The organism is Streptomyces sp. NPDC039462 (genome assembly GCF_055639375.1).
In genome coordinates this window covers 11,942-31,385 of the sequence record NZ_JBVKAO010000002.1, presented here as the reverse complement: position 1 = coordinate 31,385, position 19,444 = coordinate 11,942, and the positions used below count along the sequence as shown (strand labels likewise).

The window sequence follows — 19,444 nt, the reverse complement described above, 5'->3', positions numbered from 1 at the left end:
CTAATCATCAAAACCACCAGTACGGCAGGGCAGTCCGCCCCACCCATGCTGTCCATTGCGTCACGCCCCACCCAGGAGCGATCCACGTACATCAAACCGTGACGGACAAATCCCTCAACGGCCGACACCTCACCCCGAATTACCAGAGGCAGGGCCGACTCAGTCCATCCGTCGAGCGGTACCCAACAATCCGGTCTCGGCATCGGTGGCCTGCGTCATCACGTACTGCCGGTCACGGTCGGCACACCACAACGTCACCCCGTCGGCCAACGTCGGCAGCGACTCGACGTCCCCACCCGGCAGCCCCAGCAACCGCCCGATCTGCACCGCTTCATCCGGCGACACCCGCTGCACCCCCACCAGCCGCGCCTGCCGCACCAGCCGAGGCGCGACGGGACTCAGATAGGGCAGCACCGTCAGCACGGACTGCCAGGGCGCGGACACGACCCGCCCCCGAGGCGGCCGCATCCCGCAGTCCCGCACAACAAGCACGGGACTCCCCGCGGAAGCCCCCTGAGGCGGCACCCGCCCCACGTCAAACACACCCATCCCACTAGGCCCCACCCCAAGCGCCCGCACCAACGGCTCCCAGGCCCCGCCCCGCCCGGTCTCCACAGCCACCCGCGCCCCGGTCGCGGCGGTTCGCAAGGCAATGACCTGGGCTGTCCACAGCCCGCCGATGAAGACCATGTCGTACCGGGTGGGCCGGTTCACGCCGAGCACGGCCGGGCTGCCGTCGGCGTCGACACCTATGACCACGCCGTCGTCCCCGATGGGGAGGCTGAGTTCGGGCAGCGACTCAAGGGGCAGCGCATGCCGCGGGTGTCGCGGCCCGACCAGACCGAACCCCGAACGAATCCGCTGCCGGGCGCGAGCCGACATCGAGACCTCCGGCCTCACGGAGCGCGCGGACGGTGAGCCAGGAGCAGGCACGGGTGCGGGTGCAGGTGCGGTCATCAGCGAGTGCCCCCGAGCGGCAGAGTGGCAAGGGTTCCGGGAAGCTGTTCACGGTCGAGCCGCGTGAGGCCGACCCTCGCGTGTCGCGCGACGTCCTCCAACGCACGTCGAGCGGCGACGAGTTCGGCGTCACCGCGTCCCGTCACGCGCATGTGCCCGCACAGCGAGATCTCCCTGCGGTCATCGCGCCGCAGCGTCAGGCTGAACGTGGTCGCCAGTGCCGGAATCGCGGTGAGCGATGCCACGAGTCGCGGGAGGGACTGGCCCGCGGAACCACCGAAGTGTGGCCAGCGCCGCACCCAGTACGTCGTGTGCCTGCGATTGTCGCAGCGCCACGAGCGTGCCGTCTCCTCGGTTCGGCGCTCCGGTGCCTCGGCGCGCCCGGCCTGGGCCGTGACCAGAGGATTCGCGCCCGCGGATGTGGCGATGGCGGACGTCAGCTCGTCCTCGTCGAGCACCGTGACCCGGAAGCCCGCCCCGGTCAGCCGGCTGGCCAGCTGATCGGCGGCTCGCACCACACACTTCTGAGCACCGAGCAGCCCTCCTCCGCGTGCCGTCACAGCCTCGGGGCACAGCTCCGGGTCGAGCTTGAGAGCGATCCAGGTGATTCGTACCGCGGGCGTCCCCGTCTGCGCCTGCAGAGGCGCGTAGTTGCCCACGGCGACCGATTCCTGCGGCAGATGCAGCGCGGGTGCCGGCTGGGTGTGCAAGACGACTTGCGCGGACTCCAGCTGGATACCGTCGACTTGGAGCGCGTCCGCCACAAGCCGCAAAGGAAGGGGACGTTGAAGCCTGTCGGCACGCAACGAGGTGGCCTCGGACTCCACTTGGAGTACGACGGTCACGAAGGTGCCGTCCCCGACGATGCCCACGGAGCGGCGATCCCTGTCGCCGTGGGCGTAGGTCCGCAGCGCCGGATCACATTCGACGGCCGGTGCGAGGCCCGGCTCGGTGCCGGGACGCACCGGGGTGGCGGCGGCCCGTCCCTGCCGTCGGCGCAACGCCCGCGCTGTGCCCAGCCAGTCGGGCAGGGAGCGCCCCCGTCGGCGTACGACCGCGAGAAGCAGCAGTGCCGCGGCCGCCAGGAGGGCCGGGAACACGAGAAGGTGGTCGACGGCCCAGGCGGAGAGGAGCAGAGCGATGGCGACCTCGACGAGGACGAGCTGTTGCAGCCGGAACGAACCGTACTGTCGCGCGTGCAACCGCAGTTGAACCGTGGCCGGTCCGCGACCGGCGGTCGTCGCCCTCGGCTCGTCCTGGCCGGTCCGTGAACCACCGGTCCCCGCGGCCGGGGTGCGCACACGCGCTCGTGAACTGCTCCGTGCGGCCGCAGCCATCACTCCGTACCCCCCCGAATCCCCTTGGCAAGCAGGGTGCTTGCGCGCCCTGGGGCCCTACCCCCTGCACACGCTCGACTACTCACCCTGCATAGTAGGGGCCGGGTCTTGCAATGACGGAATGGGGTTCGCGCCCCGACGTGCGGTGGGGGAGAAGCAGGCGCTCATGGCATCACGGCGGGACGAGCTCAACGCGTACACCTTCGCGAAGAAGCGGACGTTGGCGGCATTTCTCCAGCCCTCGCCGACGGGGTCCGAAGAGGGTGCGCCGCGTCCCCTGCGGGCTTTTCTGCCGAGTGTGATCACGGGTGTCCTCATCCTGGCGGTGTTCGGGGCCTGGGGCATGTTCCAGCCCAAGGCGCCCCCCGGGTGGGATGTGCCGGGCACTCGCGTCATCGTGGGGAAGGACTCGACGACGCGGTACGTCGTCCTCAGGACCGGCAAGAAGTCGCGCCTGCACCCCGTCCTCAACCTGGCGTCCGCGCGCCTGCTGATGAACGGCGCCGACTACAAAGTCATCCAGGTCAGCGACGGCATCCTCGACGCGGGCAAGCCGCCGCGTGGCCCCATCATCGGCATTCCCTACGCTCCCGACCGGCTCCCGTCGTCCGACGAGGCGGGCAGGTTCAAACGCTGGGCGGTCTGCGAGCAGCCCGGCTCCGGAGGCCGTACGACACAGGAGGCGACGTTCGTCCTCGCCGACCGGGAAGCGGACAGGATGGACGGCTCCCGGCGACTCGGCGAGGGCGAGGTGCTCTACGTGAAAACACGCGCGGGGACACGCCATCTGGTGGACGCGGCAGGGGTGTCGTACGAAGTCAAGGGCGTAGAGGGTGACTTCTTGTCGGACGCGCTGGTGGGGCCGACCAGGAAGCCGCAACTGGTCACCAAGGAGTGGCTGGCCACCCTTCACCGTGGCAGTCCGATCCGGTTTCCGCGACTGCCCGCGAACGTGGGTGCTCCGGCCGAGGCCTCCGACCAGCTGTCACCGACGGAGAACCGGGTCGGAATGGTCCTGAAGGCGGAGACCGGCGAGGGCACCAAGCATTTCGTGGTGCTTCCGGGAAAGGTCCAGCCCGTCAGCGAGTTCACCGCCTGGCTCCTGATCAACTCCCCCCAGACAGCGCGACTCAACATGAACGGCGAGGCGCGCACCGTCGGCCTCCAGGACTTTGCTTCCGCCGACGGCACCTTCGAGGGGGAGGCCGCGAAGTGGCCCCGCCACCGCACCGTTCAGGTCAACAGCGGCGCGGGCGGCGCGGGTCGGGACACGGTGTGCAACGTTCTGCGCAACGTGGATGACAAGGGCGGCACGGCGCTGAGCACGTGGGCAGGCACGAAGTACCCGGCCGACATCGGCGCCGGCGGCACGAGTACGTACGTGACGCCCGGAACGGGCCTGCTCTACACACAGATTCGTGGCACGCAGACGAAGGCGGGATCACTCTTCCTGGTGACGGACACCGGACTGCGCTATGCCGTTCAGGCCAACGGTGACAGCGACAGCGAGAAGTCCGACATCGGAGCGGGTGACAAGGAGAGGCCGGTCGACGGCAGCCCTGAATCCAGCGAGGCTCAGGTCAAGCTCGGCTACAAGAACGTCCGGCCCGCCAAGGTTCCCCTGCCCTGGTCCGACTTCCTTGCCAAGGGACCCCGCCTCGACACCAACAGCGCGCGACAGCCTCAGGGCTCCTGACCCTTCCCACCCCCCTGATGCCACCGACGGAAAGGACAGAGGTAGCGGTGCCGCCGAGGAAGAGAGCCCTGCTGGTCGGGGCCGCCATGGCCACAGTCATGAGCACAGCCGCACCCACGAGCACAGCCGCACCCACGAGCACAACCACCCCCGTCGCACAGATGCGGCTCGCCGGAAACGGCGCGTGCCAGACCCCCGCCGAGCAGATCAAGGGCCGCCCCTGGCCGCTCCAGCGTGTGCTGCTCGACGAGCTGTGGCAGGACGGGAAGAAGGGCAAGGGCATTCGCGTAGCGGTGATCGACACGGGGGTGGACGACAAGAACCCCCAGCTCGCGGACGCGGTGGAGGCCCGCGCGGGGCGCGACTACCTGGCGAAGGGCAAGGGCGCGGACCCCACCAAGGACGAGGTCGGGCACGGCACGAAGGTCGCCGGCATCATCGCGGCCCGACCGCACAAGGGAACGGGCTTCGTAGGCATCGCACCGGCCTCGACCATCATCCCGATCCGGCAGAACGACGCCGAGAACAGCGGCGACTCCGACACGATGGCGAAGGCCATCGACCACGCGGTCGCCGAGGGCGCGGACGTCATCAACATCTCCCAGGACACGACGAAGCCCCTCTCCCGCACGTCGACACTGGCCAACGCCGTGCGAGACGCCCTCGCCGCCGACGTGGTGGTGGTCGCTTCCGCCGGCAACGACGGGCTGGACGGAAAGGTGAAGAACACCTATCCCGCGGCCTTCGAAGGCGTGCTGGGGGTCGCGTCCTCCGACCGGAACAACGAACGTGCGGCCTTCTCCCAGCCCGGCGACTTCGTCGACGTCGCGGCCCCCGGCGTGGACATCGTCTCCACCGTGCCCGGCGGAGGCCAATGCACGGACAACGGCACGAGCTTCTCGGCGCCCTTCGTCGCAGGCGTGGCCGCCCTCCTCAAGTCCCGGCACCCGGATTGGAGCCCGGCCCAGATCGCCACCCGGATCGAGCAGACAGCGGAGCGTTCCATCAATGGCCATGACAACTACGTGGGATGGGGTGTGATCGATCCCGTGCGAGCCGTCACCGGTTCCGACATCGCCCACCCCGCGAGTTCACCGACGCCGGACCCCGGTGTGTCGAAGGCCCCACCGCCGGATACGGCCGCCTTCTCGCTCGCCGAGACTCCCCAGGAGCGGGACGAGCGGTACGCGACGTACGCGGTCGGCCTCACCGTGGTCGTCGTGGCAGTGATCGCCGGAGCAGCGGCGGCCATGCGCGAGGCCCGCAGAAGAAGGGACCTCAGGGCGTGAGCTTCGGACCTCCTCCCTCCCCGTTCACTCAGTCGACGTTGGCCGCGGACAACGTACGAAGAAGCCGTCGCAGAAGGGCACTCGGAACCGGCGTCGTGGTGCTGGTTCTCGCGCTGTGCGCGGGCAGTTGGGTCCTCTGGTTCGGCCCGGACGACCCGTCCCGGGAAAGCCGCAAGCCACCCGCCGCCCCTGCTTCCCAAGGGCGACTCGACATCAGAGAGACGGTCGAGAAGCGTCCTGAGAGCGCCACGGGGCAGATGGCGTTCCGGTTCTCCGTCGACGACATGAGCCCGGGGGAGGAGTACGAGATGCCGGGCACCTGGGCGACGGACAAGGTGCTCGCCAAGGGGATCGACAGAACGCTGGTGGGGTTCCAGGTCGGCAAAGACGTCACCACGGACGACGAGATCTGGCGGCTGCCACTCTCCGGCCCCATCTGCGGTGTGACGCGGCACGTGACCGCGGAAGGCCGCACCGCCGTGCTCCACAGATCCCAGAAAAACGAGGACTCCCTCTGCAACCAGGTGGCGTTCGTCGACATCGACTCCGGCAAGAAGATCTGGGACCGAGAATTCCCCACTTCGGAATCCATCTTCGGACAGGACCCGACGAGCGTGACGATGACGCGAGCGACGGTCGCCGTCTCCTGGGGCGACGGTTCGACGGCGTACGACATGGACCGAGGAACTCGGCTCTGGACGGACAAGAAGAGCGACGGATGCGCGTACCGGGGCGTGGCGGGCGGACGAGCTCTGCTCACGCTGATGGCCTGCTCGCGGGGGAAGGAAGACGTCACGTACCGAGTCCGGAAACTCGCTCCTCGGACCGGCGCCACCCGGTGGACGCATCGGGTCGCGGGCGGGGTCAAGGACGTCAAGGTACTGTCCGCCGAGCCTCCGGTCATCGCTGTGGGCACCGGTGGCATCGAGGCCACGCACCTGTTCTCCCTCGACGGCCGAGGGAAACGGCGGGCCACCATCGGGCTGGACGGCGGCCGCTACGAGGTCCGGTGCCGAGCACGTGATGGCTACATCACGATCGATGACTGCCCCTCGGCGGTGGTCAGCGACGACCAGGTGTTTCTCACGAGCCACCAGGCCGACGAAGCGAACTGGATCACGTCGTTCGACCTGGCGACGGGAAAGGCCGTCAGGAGGTTCGACTCGGGCCCCAACCAGTTGTTCTATCCCCTGCGGATGAGCGGCGGCCAGGTTCTCGCATTCCGGGAGAGCAGCGACCACATCACCCCCTTGGGAGTGGTGAGTCTGAATCCGCGAACAGGAAAGGAGACCCCCTACTTCTCCTTCGGTCTCCCACCCGAGGCCTGGACGCTCACCTCTCTGGAATTGTCGGACGTGGTCGTCCAGAACGGGCGAATCTTCTTCAGCAGCGTCCGGGCCGAAGGACCGAGCGACAGCGACAAGGACACTCCACAGGTGTCATGGCTGGTTCTCGGCGTCGGGAGCGCGGCGGCGGCCCACAACTGACGCCCAATACACGGCAGTTGCGGGGCCGGAATGACTAGAGTGGCGTGTGACATCACGCGTTGATGCCACACGGGGGCGGCGCGGCGTCGCGGATCGTGTGTGTCGGCACACGCAAGACCTGACGCGACCCTTGCCCGCCAGAGCCGGGGGAGCCCTGGCACGGAGTCGAGACGAACAGCGGGGACCGCCGCTGTCCGCACATGGAGGGCAAGAGCGATGAGCGTTGATTACAGCAATGAAGATCTGACCAAACTGGCGGACAGGATCCGCAACTTCCACACGGACGTGAGCAAGCGCGTCACGTCCCTGAACACCGTTGTGGACATGATCCAGGCCGGCTGGAAAGGCGCGGCGGGCAAGGAGTTCGACACCCTGCAGCGAGGTGTGAACCTGCACCTGAAGAAGCTCCAGGACAACCTCGTCGACCTGGAAGACGTCATGCGGATGAGCGTCAAGGGCTTCGACGGCCACGAGCAGGAGCGGATCGCTCAGATCCGCAAGGTGGACAACTCGTACGAGGTGCCCAGCAAGATCATCGACCACGCCTGAGCAGCTGCGGCCGCAAGCCAAGGAGTACCCACATGTCAGTCAACTTCGACCGGACCGCGGTCAACTACGACACCGTCACGATGGCGGCCACCGACGTGCGCAACAACGCCAGGAGCATGGACGAAGGGCTCGAGACCCTCATGCGCGAGGTCGCCCGGGTGGCGGAGTCCTGGGAGGGCGAGGCCAAGACGGCGTACCGCGACATCCAGGGGCAGAGCGAAGCCGAGATGAACGCCATGGTGCAGAAGCTGCAGCGCATCGCACAGCTCTTGACCGAGTCGGTCGCCGGCTACCAGGACACGGACAAGAGCAACGCCTGGCGTTTCCGCATGCTGAGCTGAGACCTGCTCGAACGCCGCGAGGCGCACGGCGGACGTGAGAGGGGGAGGGGAGTACGGGGACAGGCACACACCCGGACTCCCCTCCCCTCTGCGCTCACGATCTACGAAAAGCACACGAACTCATCGCCCGTCGCCCATCGCTCACCGATCACCCGGCAGGGCTGGCCTCGCCGGCCGGCAGTCCACCGTTTCGTGTGGTCGGCTCCAGGTCGAACTCCCCGTCGCGCGCCCCAAGCACGAAGGCCTGCCACTCGGCCTCGGTGTAGCGCAGCACGGTCTCCGGGTCCAACGAAGACCGCATCGCGACGGCGCCCTCGGGCAGGTACGCGATCTCGACCCGCTCCTCGGCCTCTTCCGTACCGGGCGCGCTGTGCCACTCGACCCCCGAGATATCAAGGGCGTAGAGCTCGTTCTTCTCCCGCTCCTTACGCGCCTTGACGTCCTCGTCCTGTCCCTCGCCCATGACGAACCGGCCCCTTCCCGACGTACGAACCAACTTGTGGGTCAGCCTACTTGGCGGGCGTCACGCGGGGAGCGGACTGCAAAAGCCGGTCACGGCTCGACGGGTGCTGACGCCACGGCCTGGGGGTCGGGGTAAGTAGCAGTGTTGGTGCAGCCCAGGCGTGGGGTGAGCTTTTTCGCCGACGAGATCAGCATCTCGGCATGGGAATGCTCACTCACCTTGAGTGCGTCCCAAGCCGTGAAGCGCAGCAGTGCCTCCCCGGTTGCCGCTTTGGCGCTCTTCGGCTGGCATGCGACCCACAGGGTCCCAGCGTTGGAAGGTGTCCTTCCAGGCACATATCGGGCGGTTTCGTTACGGCTGAGAGGCTCGCCCGGCACGGTGCCTGATTCCGCCCAAGTGACGGCTACGCCGAGACGCAGGAGGTCATTCTTCTTGTCGGTGAGCGCACACAGGCGGTGTGGCGAAGGCGTTGATTCGGGGTATGCCTTCCGAAGCGCACGCGCCGCTTGGCTGATACTGAGGGACGGACCGATCTGGGTTTGCGGCCAGAGTTGCGAGTCACGAGCCTCGGCGATTATCTGCGCGTCGATGATGCCGCCGCACGCCTGGCTGATTCCGTTAGTGGCAGACGGTGCAGGTGCCTTCTTTTCACCATCCCCTCCGTCGGCCGAGCAGGCTGTCGTTAGCGCCAGAGCGAGACAGGTGAGCGTTACGACAGGGACGGAGGAGATTGAGCTTCTGCGACGCATCGGGACCCTCTGGTTCGTACTTAATAGACAGTTCGTGGACATATCAGTCTTCGAGATGATGTGATATGCGCCGTCCAGCTCCCCACCCTCCTCGTCATTGCGGGTTGGAGCTGGCTACCATATCTCGTCCGATGGAATGGGCCGTCGCAGACTGAGTTGAGGCGGACCCTTTATAAGCGGTGACCAAGTCGGGGTCCACATCAGTCCCCCTCGCAGCTGCGTCCACAGCTCTGGCGGCGGAGAGCTTGGTCGCCTTCTCTGCCTCAGAGTATCCGGCGATTGATTCTCTGCGGCTTTCATCCGCTTTGTCGATCTTCGCCCCCTCGACTACTGATGCCGAGACATCCTCCTGAATCCACCCCACTACGTCTCCGCCCACGGGCAGCATTTGGACGTACTTGGCTCCAGCGGCAGTGATGATCCTGTTGGTCCACTTGGCCTTGTCGTCCACCCCGGCATTGTATTCATTGGCTTCATGGGCGAGACGGCCGTGGGTACCCTGCGCTCGTGCTTCCGTCATCATGCCGGCGATTTCACCCCCAGGATGCACTGCATTACGCACGGACTCTCCCATGTCCGGGTGGGACTCAGGGTGAGTGAAAACATCATGAACCAGCGCAGTCGTGTATGCCTGCTGAGCGTTGCTGATGGCGCCATAAGCCTGAGGGTCCTGTCCTACAGCACCCAGGAAACCAGCCATCTGGTCCTTCTTGAATTCTGCTGCGTGGCCGAACGGCTTAATCAATTCTGCCCCGTTCTCGGCTGTCGCTTGCAGATCGGGCATATACTCGGAGGACATGTCCCCGAAGTGCTGAGCCAGTCCGTGCAGACTTCCTGGTTCATCCTCTGACTTGCCAGTGACCAGGGTTGGATCGTCGCCGACCTTCTCGACCACACGTTCCATGATGTTGGCCATGTCCTCCGTGTGCTTGACCGGAGGCGCATCAAGATCACCGGGTGGGCGATGGGTCACAGATACTTCGAGGGCATTGCCGAAGGAATTCTGGAAGTGATTGGTGCCGTAGCTCTCGCTGCTGCGTGTGTCGAACCAGTCGTCCGTAGGCTTCTTGTCCAGAAAATAGTCGACCATGCCGAGCGGTTTGCCGTGATCTCCGTCCACGCCCTTGTCTTTCAGCGTTACGGCGCCATCATGGTTGCTGTCCTCGCGTACCGGTTCGTTGAAGAATTTGGTGGCCGCCTCCGGGTTGTTGCTCATCGCCTCCATCATCCCCGTCAGGGGATTGAATCCTCTACCGCCAGTCTTGTCCTGATTCAGGGCCATGTCTGGGTTGGTTGGGATATCTCTGCCCCAGATCCCGGGATCCTTTTTGTCCATGGCGGCCATGTCGCGGGACACGGAGGTGAGGAAGGTGGTGTCGTACTTGCCGTCTCGCAACAGTGAGCCCAGGGCCTGGTATCCGTAGATCTTCCCTGCGGCGCCCGCTCCGGGGACATCGATCTGCTGCCGCCCGGCCTTCATGAGCTGCATCGTCCAGGCGGCGTCCAATTGCCCGGCGCCATGCGCGCGTGAGGCCAGGCCGAGCATGCCGCCCATGTCGTTCTGGATTCCGTGCACCAGGGCGGCTCGGTCCTGGCCGGCCGGGCCCAGGCTGGTGGCATCCAGCGACATCTTGGCGTAGAACTCGAGCGAGCCCTCCGGGCCCAGTGTCCTGTAGAAGGAAGTCGAGAACTCGGGATCCTCTCTGTTGGCGTGCGTCAGACTCTCGAACTCTTTGAGTTCCTTCAGATGGCGTGCAGTTCCGCCTTCGCCGGAGAGAATCTTTGCCAGTTCAGCGGCGCGCGCCACTTCTGCCGCATCAATGGTCGCGTGCTTTGGCTTGCTGAAGTCGTGCTTGGCGCGGGTGGCATTGGACTTGAGAACACGAGCTGTCCATTCATCCGCGTGACGGCACTCCTCAACAATTTCGTTGATGCGCTTCTGCAGGTCGGCGATATCGGAATTCTGTTTGCTCAGCGCTTCCGTATACGCCTTCTGGTCCGTGTCTCGGCGCGCTGCTGTGTTCTCCTCGATCGGGTTCTTTGCCGTCACCCTGCCTGCTGTATCCACGGTGAGGCGCTTCTGCGGAGCTTCTGTCTCGACGATTTCACGGAGGGCCTCCTTGGCTGTTTTGAACGCCATGTAGCCCTCATTGAGAATGTCGGCGATCCCCTTGGCCTGCAAAGCCGCGTCGTTGAATTCGCTGGCCGTCTTCTTGATGAACGCCTGGGTGACGTCCGAGTTGTTGCCCGTCCAGTCGGCGTTCACCGCCTTGGCTTGCATGCCCTTGGTGGCGCTCGTGTGCAGCTCGACCAAATCACCGGTCATCTTGCGCCAGTCGTCGATCGCACTCTTCATTTTCGTGAGTGGAGCGTCGTAGATGTCTTGGAAATCAGGCATTCTTTGGCGCCGCCCCTCACTTGAGGTATTCGTTGATCTTGGACGCCCTCATCGCGGTGATGATTTCGTCCTCATCCTTGTCGTGCGCAGCCGTGGAGAAGTCCAGATGATTTGAGATGTTGGCGCACGCGGCCAGGAGGGTTCGCAGCTGAGAGTTCCACGTGTCATGCACTTTGAGCAGTGCAGAGCCCGTGAGGAAACCCTTGTTGGTCAGAGCGATGGAAGCATCGAACGTGTTGGCCCGGGCTTGGTCACCCTTTTTCTGCAGGTCGCCGTGGAGTGTGTAGGCGTCATTTCCGATCTTCCCTATCTCGTCACGACGAAAGGAAAGGTCATGGCTCGTGCCGCCGCGGCCGCCGCCTTCGGCGGACACCTGGTTCAACTGCAACTGCGATGCCTGCTGCTCGGCCGCGGAGCCCCTGGCCTGACCCCACTCCTCTTCAAATGTCATGATCCCCCGCTGTGGTTCGACTTCGGGCCTGATCCGGGTGAGTCACTGTGCGGTGGCGCAACCGGGTCAAGGGCCATGAGTTGGATCGAATGGTTGGTACGTGGGCGGCTGAGGCCGCTGACGCAAGGTCGGAGGAGCGTCGAGAGATGACGGCGCAACACGATGACGACGCCTGCGGATGGCCGAGAAGGTCACCGCAGCACCGAGAAGTACTGCCGCTCCGAGTCCCGATGCGAGCCACAGCGCAGTTTTGTCGTCATCCTTGTCGGTTGTGATTGCAGCGGCCGGCTCCTCATCCGTCTCCGAGCTCTTGGTGGGGCCGCTGGAGCCGGATGCCTTGGGCGACGGAGACTTGGCCGCCGCCGCGAGGTCTGGCAGCGGGTACTCGTCGGCAGGACCGGGGTCACCCGGGTTCTTGAGTGCGATACGAGGGCGTACCGCGCCGTAGCCGACCGAGTCGTCACGGGTCCAGCTGTCGTCGTTGCCCTGCATCGTGTTGATCATGACCCGCAGGACCTGGTTGTTCGTCCAGTCGGGGTGCTTGGACCAGATGAGGGCGGCGGAGGCGGAGGCGATGGCTGTGCTGTTACTCGTGCCGTGGGTCTTGCAGAGCTGGGTCCCACCCGCGCAGGCGTGCCACATGCTGTCTCCCGGGGCGACCATGTCGACCTGGGGGCCCCACTGCGACTCTTTGGTCCGCTCAACCTGACGATTGATGGCCCCGACTCCCACGACGCCTGGAGTCGCTGCCGGGTACTCCGGCTCATTGCCCTTTGCTGCACTGTTCCCCACGGCGGCAAAGATGAGCTTCCCCCTGCCGATCGCGTACTTGACCGCGGCGGTGAGCTCGGGAGTGTTCACGTTCTCCATGCCGCGATGGTTGGAGCCACCCATGGAGATGTTGAGAATCTGAGCCTTTGAATCTGCGGCGTAGCGGATGGCGGTCGCCATCTCCCGCGAGTAGCCGGACAGTTGATCCGCCTGCCCGGACCTCTCGATGCCGTAGGTCATCCTGATGGGAAGAATCCTGGCGCCCGGAGCGAGGCCGTACGAACCTGCTGTCTCTCCTCGGGCGCCGGTTCCCGCGATGAGCGCCGCGGTTCCCGTGCCGTGGTTCGCCCGGTCATCGTTCTCGTCACCCGATAGGCCCGAGTAGTCCTTCCCCTCAATCACCTGGCCGCGTAGATCAGCGACCGTGTCATCGACTCCGGAGTCGATGACTGCAACCGTCACGCCGCGGCCGGTGCTGGTCTTCCACATCTCTTCGGCTTGCATGGCGTCGAGGTGCCACTGTCTGGAGCGGACGGTATCGGCATGAGCCGGCGTCGCCGCGATGCTCGCCATGAGAAATCCCAGGGCCGCCGACAGCGCGACCCTGGAGCGGAGGAGGCACTTCCTGGGGGTGGGCATCTGCGTTCCTTGTCAGGTCAGTCGACGACTGGCGGGACGATACGGCGAAGGTCGGGCTGCCACGTCTCTTCTTCCTCAGAGAGGTGGTTCGACCGGTCGGGCCGGCTCTCATCGCGGCGCGACGTCTTGCCCTGGCCGCCTTGCGCGGCGGTAGCGGGGCGTCCCATCGGTGCTGAGCGTGTCGAGTCGCCTGCGGCGGAACCACGCACGAGCCCCGTGCCGCCCGGGGTGAAGGGGCGTCCGTCCACGCGTCCGGGTTGGTGGGGCGGCCGACCGAGCGTGCCACCGGGCTCCCCGGTGAGACGACGACCGCCGACGATGCCTGAGCGCCCGGCCCCGGGCCCACCGGCCCCGGGGCCGACCCCCGGAGCCATGGGCGGACGGCCCTGCATGTGGTCTCCGCCGAAGACATTGCTCCGAGGGATGCCGGTCGTGGGACGTCCTGAGTTCGGCGGTACGGGGCGACCGCCGATGATGCCCGTCTCTTTCGGTGGTCGACTGCTGGGCCCGTAGCCGGTGCCCCCACTGGAGGGTGGGAGATGCGGCTGGCGTGCCACTGGAGAAGGCCGGCCCGGCGGTGGAGTGGCGGGGCCCGGTTGGCCAGGGTTTGGACCGAACGGGGGAGGCGCGGTGCCGATGGTTGGGGGAGTCGAGGCTTCCCGGCCCGGAGGCACGAGGCCAGGAGGGCCATCTGTGGCCGTCGGTGACGGGGGAAGCGTCGTGACACGGTCGATCCCCATGGACACCGGCTCAGGGCGGTGCGGCTGGAAAGCGTCAGGGGATGTCGACACCGGCGCATTCCCGGGCGATGTGCCCGGGCCCGGGATGTCATACCCGGCAGGGGGAGCCGCTGCGGATGCAACCGGCGCAGTGGGGGAAGAAGTGGCGGAGGTTGTCGGACCGCCACCCGCCGAGCCGCCGGTCTGACCGGGCACTGCCTGGTAGTCGCCGCCATCACGCCACCTATCAGGGTCTTCCACATGGCTCGCCGGCGGCGCAAACGTAGGCGGCGTCACCCCGTTCACCTGCTGCGCGGACTGCTGATACGTCTGCGCCAGCTTCCGCATCCGCTGCACCGCCTCCGCATGTGCAGCCTCGATCCGCGCCTGCGCCGCCGTCGCGTCCGCCTTGGAGTCGCGGGCGACCTTGCGGGCGTCGGGATCGTTGTGGGCCTTCTGTGCGGCGTCCATGTTCTTGTTGGCGCTCCGCAGATCAGCCTTGGCCTGGGCCGTGTCCGAAGCGGGCGGCATCGACGCCTTGGCCTCGGCGATCGCCTGGGCGACCACGCCCATCCAGCGCGACGCGACCTCGCTGTACTCCCCGAGGTACAGCGTCGCGCTCGCCGACTGGGTCCCCCACATGCGGAAGGCGTCGCCGCCCTCTCCCTGCCAGTGCAGGCCCTTCGTGTACGTCATGAGGTCATCGCCGATCTTGGTGATCGTCGACGCGGCCTTGGACAACTTACCGGCGAGTCGGGAGGCGCTCTCCGAACTCGCGGACTCGAGCAGCGCGATCAGTTGCTCATGCGTCATGGACTCGAAGTCCGTGTGAGCGAGCTTCGGCGTGCCGCCTTTGGGCCCCTCAGCCATGCCTTTGTGCCCCCGTTCCCCGTCCCCGTTCGTGTCCCCGTCTGGTCATCAGAGAGACGTGTCCTTGTCCGTTGCCTTCGGTCCGGAACCGTCGCCCCTGCCGGCGCCGGACCCGCTGGAGCCATGGCCCTGCGCGTACGGATCCCGATCCGGGTCGTAGTACTTCTCGGCCTCCGCGTTGATCGCCTTCATACGCGCGCGGATGTCGTCCTCGAGGTTGTCGTAGCCCACACGTGACGCATGGACGGCAAGCCCCAGCCCCTCGATCTGGGCGCCCAAAGCCTTCGAGAGCTTTTCCAGCTCGTCGTGCACGGTCGAGTACGAGTCGTACAGGTACTGGGCCTCTTTGAAGTCTGCCGAACCCAGCTGCTCTCGCGACAGTCGGTCCGCGCCGACCCTGCCCGGTGCCGCCTCCGAACCCTCGAGCTCGATGAGCAAGTCGTCGACGCGCTTCTTGAAGCCCTTCATCGCACTCGCCTGGACGTCCAGTGCCATTTGCGGGTTTACGCCGTAAAGGTTGTCGAACGACTTGTCCGTGTCCGGAGTCCCGCCGCTGCCCCCTCCCGAACTCGCCACGCCTGCCTCCCCGTTCAGTCATGTATCCAGCACGCACTCTAGTAGTGGTCCGGGAGCCGCCCCACTTGAATCAGGGCAGTCCCACGCTTTCGCGACACGAAGGTTCCGCGCCCCGGCGGCATGGGGCGTGCGCGGACATTTCCAAGAATGTCCCCTTCGCTCGGATCGCCCGACAACAGCACACCCTGCGCGCCCAGTTCCTTCACGCGCTGCATGAAGGACTCGTACATCGAGCGTGAGGCGCCGGCGGAGTTTCGCGCGATGATGAACTTGACGCCGACGTCACGGGCGAAGGGCAGATGCTCGACCAGCACACTCAGCGGATTCACCGAGTTGGTGGCCACGAGCTCGTAGTCGTCGATGATGACGAACAGCTCAGGGCCGTTCCACCAGCTCCGGTCACGCAGCTGCTGTGGAGTGATGTCGGGCTTGGGCGCTCGCTTCTCCATGAACGTGGCAATGGCGTTCATGTGGACGTCCATCGCCGACGCCATCGGGGCGTACTCCAGCAGATGCTCCGGCGACACCGCCTCCAGCATCGTGCGCCTGTAGTCACCGACGACGATGCGCGCCTGGGCGGGCGTGTACCTCTCCGCGATCTGCTTCGCGATGAGGCGAAGCAGATTCGTCTTGCCCGATTCGCTTTCACCGAAGACCAGGAAGAATGGATCTGTCTCGAAATCGACGAAAACCGGTTCCAGGTTCGTCTCGTCGATACCGATCGCCACGCCGTGCTGGGGGAACTCAAAGCCCTTCGGGAGCTGGTCGGCCGGGAGTTTGCGCGGCAGCAGCCGCACCGTCGGCGCTGCGGGCCCGTGCCAGTTGCTCTTTACTGCTTCAACCAACTGGGCCGTCCCGTCGGAGAGATTCGCCGGATCGGGTGACGAGTCGACGCGCGGCAGCGCCGTCATGAAGTGCAGCCTCTCCGGGACCTGACCGCGGCCCGGTACTCCGGCGGGCACGTTCATGGCGACCTTGCGGTCGAATTCCGAATCCATGACGTCACCGAGACGCAGCTCCAGTCGACCGAGCATCTGGTCCTTGAGCGCCGCCCGTACCTCCATGTAGCGCGAAGCGGACACGACGACATGGACGCCGTATCCGAGACCGCGGCCGGCGATGTCGTTGACGACGCCTTCGAGCATCTCGTAGTCGTTCTTGAAACTTCCCCACCCGTCGATGACGAGGAAGACGTCACCCCAGGCCTCGCCGGGGAGCTGCCCCGCGGCGCGCTGTCGCCGGTAGGTGGTGATGGAGTCGATGCCGTTTGCGCGGAAGAAGGCCTCACGTCGGTTCAGGACACCGGCGACTTCTGCCACCGCTCGTCGCACCCGCTCCGGATCGAGTCGGGAAGCCACCCCTCCTACGTGAGGCAGGTCGGCCACCGAGGCCAGGCCCCCGCCGCCGAAGTCCAGGCAGTAGAACTGCACTTCGTGAGCGGTGTGGGTCAACGCGAACGACGCGATCAACGTGCGCAGCAGTGTCGACTTTCCCGATTGGGGCCCGCCGACCACCACCATGTTCCCCGCTGCGCCCGAGAAGTCGCTGTACAGCACCTCACGCTTCTGCTCGAAGGGCTTGTCGACCAGGCCCAAGGGGACGACCAGGCCCCCGGGACGCGTGTAGTCGCCGGCGTGCAGGCCCCGCTCTGCCGAGACCACGAGCCGAGGCAGGAGCTGGTCCAGAGTGGGGGCCTCGTCCAGCGGCGGCAGCCACACCTGGTGCGCCGGTACGCCCTGCCCTTCCAGGCGGCGCACCACGACATCGAGCACGGTGTCGGCCAGCGCGTCGTCTTGCCGGCGGGAGGACGCCAGGAGCTGACCGGTGTCCGGGGCCGTGTACGTCGCATCGACCGGAGCCGCGGTGAAGAGCGCGGGCCTGCGCTCGATGGGCAGTTGACTCGATGCCGGGTCGGCACCACCCGAGCGGTACACCCCGGAGACGTACGCCGCTTTGAAGCGGGTCATTTCATCCGTACCGCACTTCAGGTACCCGGAGCCCGGTACGGACGGCAGGTGGTACGCGTCCGGCACGCCCAGCGCCGTCCGGGACTCCGAAGCCGAGAACGTGCGCAGCCCGATGCGATACGACAGGTACGTGTCGAGTCCGCGCAGCCTGCCTTCCTCCAGGCGCTGCGAAGCGAGCAGCAGGTGCACGCCGAGTGACCGGCCGATGCGGCCGATCTGGATGAACATGTCGATGAAATCGGGCTTGGCGGTGAGGAGTTCACTGAACTCGTCGATCACCAGGACGAGTGATGCCAAAGGGGCCAGCGGCGCCCCCGCCGCCCGCGCTTTCTCGTAGTCGTGCATGTTGGCGTAGTTGCCCGCCGACCGCAGCAGTTCCTGACGGCGTTGCAGTTCACCACGGATCGCATCGCCCATGCGGTCCACGAGTGTGAGGTCGTCGGAGAGGTTCGTGATCACCGCCGCGACGTGCGGCATGTCCGACATGCCGGCGAACGTCGCGCCGCCCTTGAAGTCGGCGAGGACGAAGTTCAGGGTCTCGGAGGAGTGGGTCACGGCCAGCCCGAGGACCAGCGTGCGCAGCAGCTCGGACTTGCCCGAACCCGTGGCGCCCACACACAGGCCGTGCGGCCCCATGCCCTCCTGAGCCGCTTCCTTGAGGTCCAGCATGACCGGCTGGCCGTCCTCACCCACCCCGATGGGGACACGGAGGCGCTCCGCCGTCGAACGGGGTCGCCACGTGCGTGTGACATCCACGGACCCCGCATCGCCCAGATTCAGCAGATCGGTGAAGTCAAGGTTGGCGAGCAGGGGCTCGTCGTCGTCGCCCCCGCCCATGCGCAGCGGCGCGAGCTGGCGGGCGAGCGCCTCCGCGGCAGGCAGCGACAGCGCGTCCGGTACGCCTTCGTAGGCGACGCCACCGGTCGACTCCAGGAGCAGTTTGCCGGGCCGCGCCACCAGGGAGAGGCCTCCGCGAGGCTCATCCAGTTCCCCGGTGACCACCTCGATGATCGTCACGCCCTGCAGACCTTCCGGCGCGGCGAAGGCGGATGTCGGCGGCACCATGCCGCCGTCGAGTACCACCACGAGGTGGGGCTGGTCGAGCACGGGCTGCCCGTCACGGCTGAACCGCGGCCGTCCGTCGAGACGGTCGGCGAGGAGCTGCTCCAGCTCGCCGAGGTCATCGCCGAAGAGCCGCCTCGCGCCGGCGCCGTCGAGCTGCCCCGGCACCTGGCAGTGGGGCAACCACTTCGTCCAGTCCCATCGCCCGACGGCGCCGGGGGCCGCGACCACCGCGATCACCAGATCCTCGGGCCCATGCAGTGTGGCCAGTTGGGCGGCCAGTGCGCGTGCCGTGCCCTGTGCGGACTCCGGCTCCCCGGAGACCGTCAAGTGGTAGAACGCCCGCATCGAAACCGCGACCGGCAGCCCCTCCAGCGAACTGTGCACGGCCAAGAACTGCTGCATGGCTCCCGCGGCCAACGGCTCCAACTCGTCGACCGGCGCGGTCTCGGGCGCGACCAGGGGAGTGGACAGTTGCTGCGGGCCCAGACCCACCCGCGCCTGACCGAAGTCCGGGTCCCCGATGCGGCGTTCCCATACGCGGCTCCCCTCGGCGACCACCGACCACAGCTGCTCCGGAGCAGGGTGCAGGTAGAACTGCGCGTCGCGCTGCTTCAGGGCGGTCCGGCGCACCGCACGACGCGTCTGTGCCAGGTACTTGAGGTAATCACGGCGTACGTCCGCCATTTGCCCCTGCGTACCGCGCCGGTACCTGACGACCTGGGCGACGACCATCGCGACCGTCGACACCAGCATCACCACGCCCATGATCCGCATGAAGGGATGGGCATTGGGCGACGCGAAGAAGAAGACCACCGACGAGCCCATGCCGAGCGTCGGCAGCACCTGCATGAGGACGCCCTCCTGCTGCCCGCGCGGCAGCTCTGGGGGAGCCGCCAATTGCAGCTCCTCCGTGGGTACTTCGGGCGGCAGCGCGCGCGGCGGGCGCTTGATGACGATCTGGCTCACCGGAACCTCAATCCCCCTGTATGGGCGGGCAGTTCCGCATATCTGCCCTGCTCGTGGCGGTCTCCCTCCGCACGGAGGTGATCCTACGTGCAGGTGCTGACAGGGCGTAGCGGTAGGGTGACACACGCATCGTGCGCAACCGCGAATCAGGGGG

General features: G+C 66.6%; 15 protein-coding genes. 5 read left to right on the top strand and 10 right to left on the bottom strand.

From position 1 onward, the window contains the following. Positions 1–159: 159 nt before the first annotated feature. Positions 160–882, bottom strand: coding sequence for a hypothetical protein (locus ACZ7LU_RS10940; protein ID WP_468318012.1), 723 nt, complete (start codon positions 880–882; stop codon positions 160–162). A 74-nt stretch (positions 883–956) separates the two neighbouring features. After that, the gene (gene eccE / locus ACZ7LU_RS10935) at positions 957–2,294 is read right to left on the bottom strand and encodes a type VII secretion protein EccE (protein WP_471916554.1); all 1,338 of its coding nucleotides are present in this window, start codon (positions 2,292–2,294) and stop codon (positions 957–959) included. A gap of 166 nt (positions 2,295–2,460) precedes the next feature. Here eccE and eccB point away from each other — a divergent pair, with 166 nt between their 5' ends. The 5 genes from eccB (at position 2,461) to ACZ7LU_RS10910 (ending at position 7,656) form a co-directional block, all read left to right on the top strand. Next, positions 2,461–3,990: a type VII secretion protein EccB gene (eccB, locus tag ACZ7LU_RS10930; protein WP_471916553.1), complete on the top strand. Its 1,530-nt coding sequence runs from the start codon at positions 2,461–2,463 to the stop codon at positions 3,988–3,990. 98 nt (positions 3,991–4,088) lie between these two features. Then, positions 4,089–5,279: a type VII secretion-associated serine protease mycosin gene (mycP, locus tag ACZ7LU_RS10925; RefSeq protein ID WP_471916552.1), complete on the top strand. Its 1,191-nt coding sequence runs from the start codon at positions 4,089–4,091 to the stop codon at positions 5,277–5,279. A 95-nt stretch (positions 5,280–5,374) separates the two neighbouring features. Next, positions 5,375–6,766, top strand: coding sequence for an outer membrane protein assembly factor BamB family protein (locus tag ACZ7LU_RS10920; RefSeq protein WP_471916551.1), 1,392 nt, complete (start codon positions 5,375–5,377; stop codon positions 6,764–6,766). A gap of 216 nt (positions 6,767–6,982) precedes the next feature. Continuing rightward, positions 6,983–7,315, top strand: a complete 333-nt coding sequence (locus tag ACZ7LU_RS10915) for a WXG100 family type VII secretion target (protein WP_468317997.1) — start codon at positions 6,983–6,985, stop codon at positions 7,313–7,315. Positions 7,316–7,347: 32 nt separating this feature from the next. Further along, entirely contained in the window at positions 7,348–7,656 is a 309-nt protein-coding gene (locus tag ACZ7LU_RS10910; protein ID WP_468317995.1) for a WXG100 family type VII secretion target, read from the top strand. Positions 7,657–7,804: 148 nt separating this feature from the next. On the opposite strand, the gene ACZ7LU_RS10905 is transcribed toward ACZ7LU_RS10910, so the two are convergent. The 8 genes from ACZ7LU_RS10905 to eccCa all read right to left on the bottom strand — a co-directional run bounded on the left by ACZ7LU_RS10905 (position 7,805) and on the right by eccCa (position 19,290). Next, on the bottom strand, positions 7,805–8,119 hold the full coding sequence (locus tag ACZ7LU_RS10905) for a DUF397 domain-containing protein (protein ID WP_471916550.1): 315 nt from the start codon (positions 8,117–8,119) through the stop codon (positions 7,805–7,807). 89 nt (positions 8,120–8,208) lie between these two features. Then, positions 8,209–8,868, bottom strand: coding sequence for a hypothetical protein (locus ACZ7LU_RS10900; RefSeq protein ID WP_471916549.1), 660 nt, complete (start codon positions 8,866–8,868; stop codon positions 8,209–8,211). A gap of 94 nt (positions 8,869–8,962) precedes the next feature. Then, positions 8,963–11,266, bottom strand: a complete 2,304-nt coding sequence (locus tag ACZ7LU_RS10895) for a DUF6571 family protein (RefSeq protein WP_471916548.1) — start codon at positions 11,264–11,266, stop codon at positions 8,963–8,965. 16 nt (positions 11,267–11,282) lie between these two features. Then, positions 11,283–11,717 (bottom strand): hypothetical protein, encoded by a 435-nt coding sequence (locus ACZ7LU_RS10890; RefSeq protein ID WP_468317985.1) that lies wholly within the window; start codon positions 11,715–11,717, stop codon positions 11,283–11,285. Positions 11,718–11,783: 66 nt separating this feature from the next. Continuing rightward, positions 11,784–13,061 (bottom strand): type VII secretion-associated serine protease mycosin, encoded by a 1,278-nt coding sequence (gene mycP / locus ACZ7LU_RS10885; RefSeq protein WP_471916547.1) that lies wholly within the window; start codon positions 13,059–13,061, stop codon positions 11,784–11,786. Between the two features lie 83 nt (positions 13,062–13,144). Further along, on the bottom strand, positions 13,145–14,659 hold the full coding sequence (locus tag ACZ7LU_RS10880; protein ID WP_471916546.1) for a DUF4398 domain-containing protein: 1,515 nt from the start codon (positions 14,657–14,659) through the stop codon (positions 13,145–13,147). Between the two features lie 105 nt (positions 14,660–14,764). Beyond that, on the bottom strand, positions 14,765–15,292 hold the full coding sequence (locus ACZ7LU_RS10875) for a hypothetical protein (RefSeq protein WP_471916545.1): 528 nt from the start codon (positions 15,290–15,292) through the stop codon (positions 14,765–14,767). Between the two features lie 38 nt (positions 15,293–15,330). Beyond that, positions 15,331–19,290, bottom strand: a complete 3,960-nt coding sequence (gene eccCa / locus ACZ7LU_RS10870; protein WP_471916544.1) for a type VII secretion protein EccCa — start codon at positions 19,288–19,290, stop codon at positions 15,331–15,333. Between the last annotated feature and the right edge of the window lie 154 nt (positions 19,291–19,444).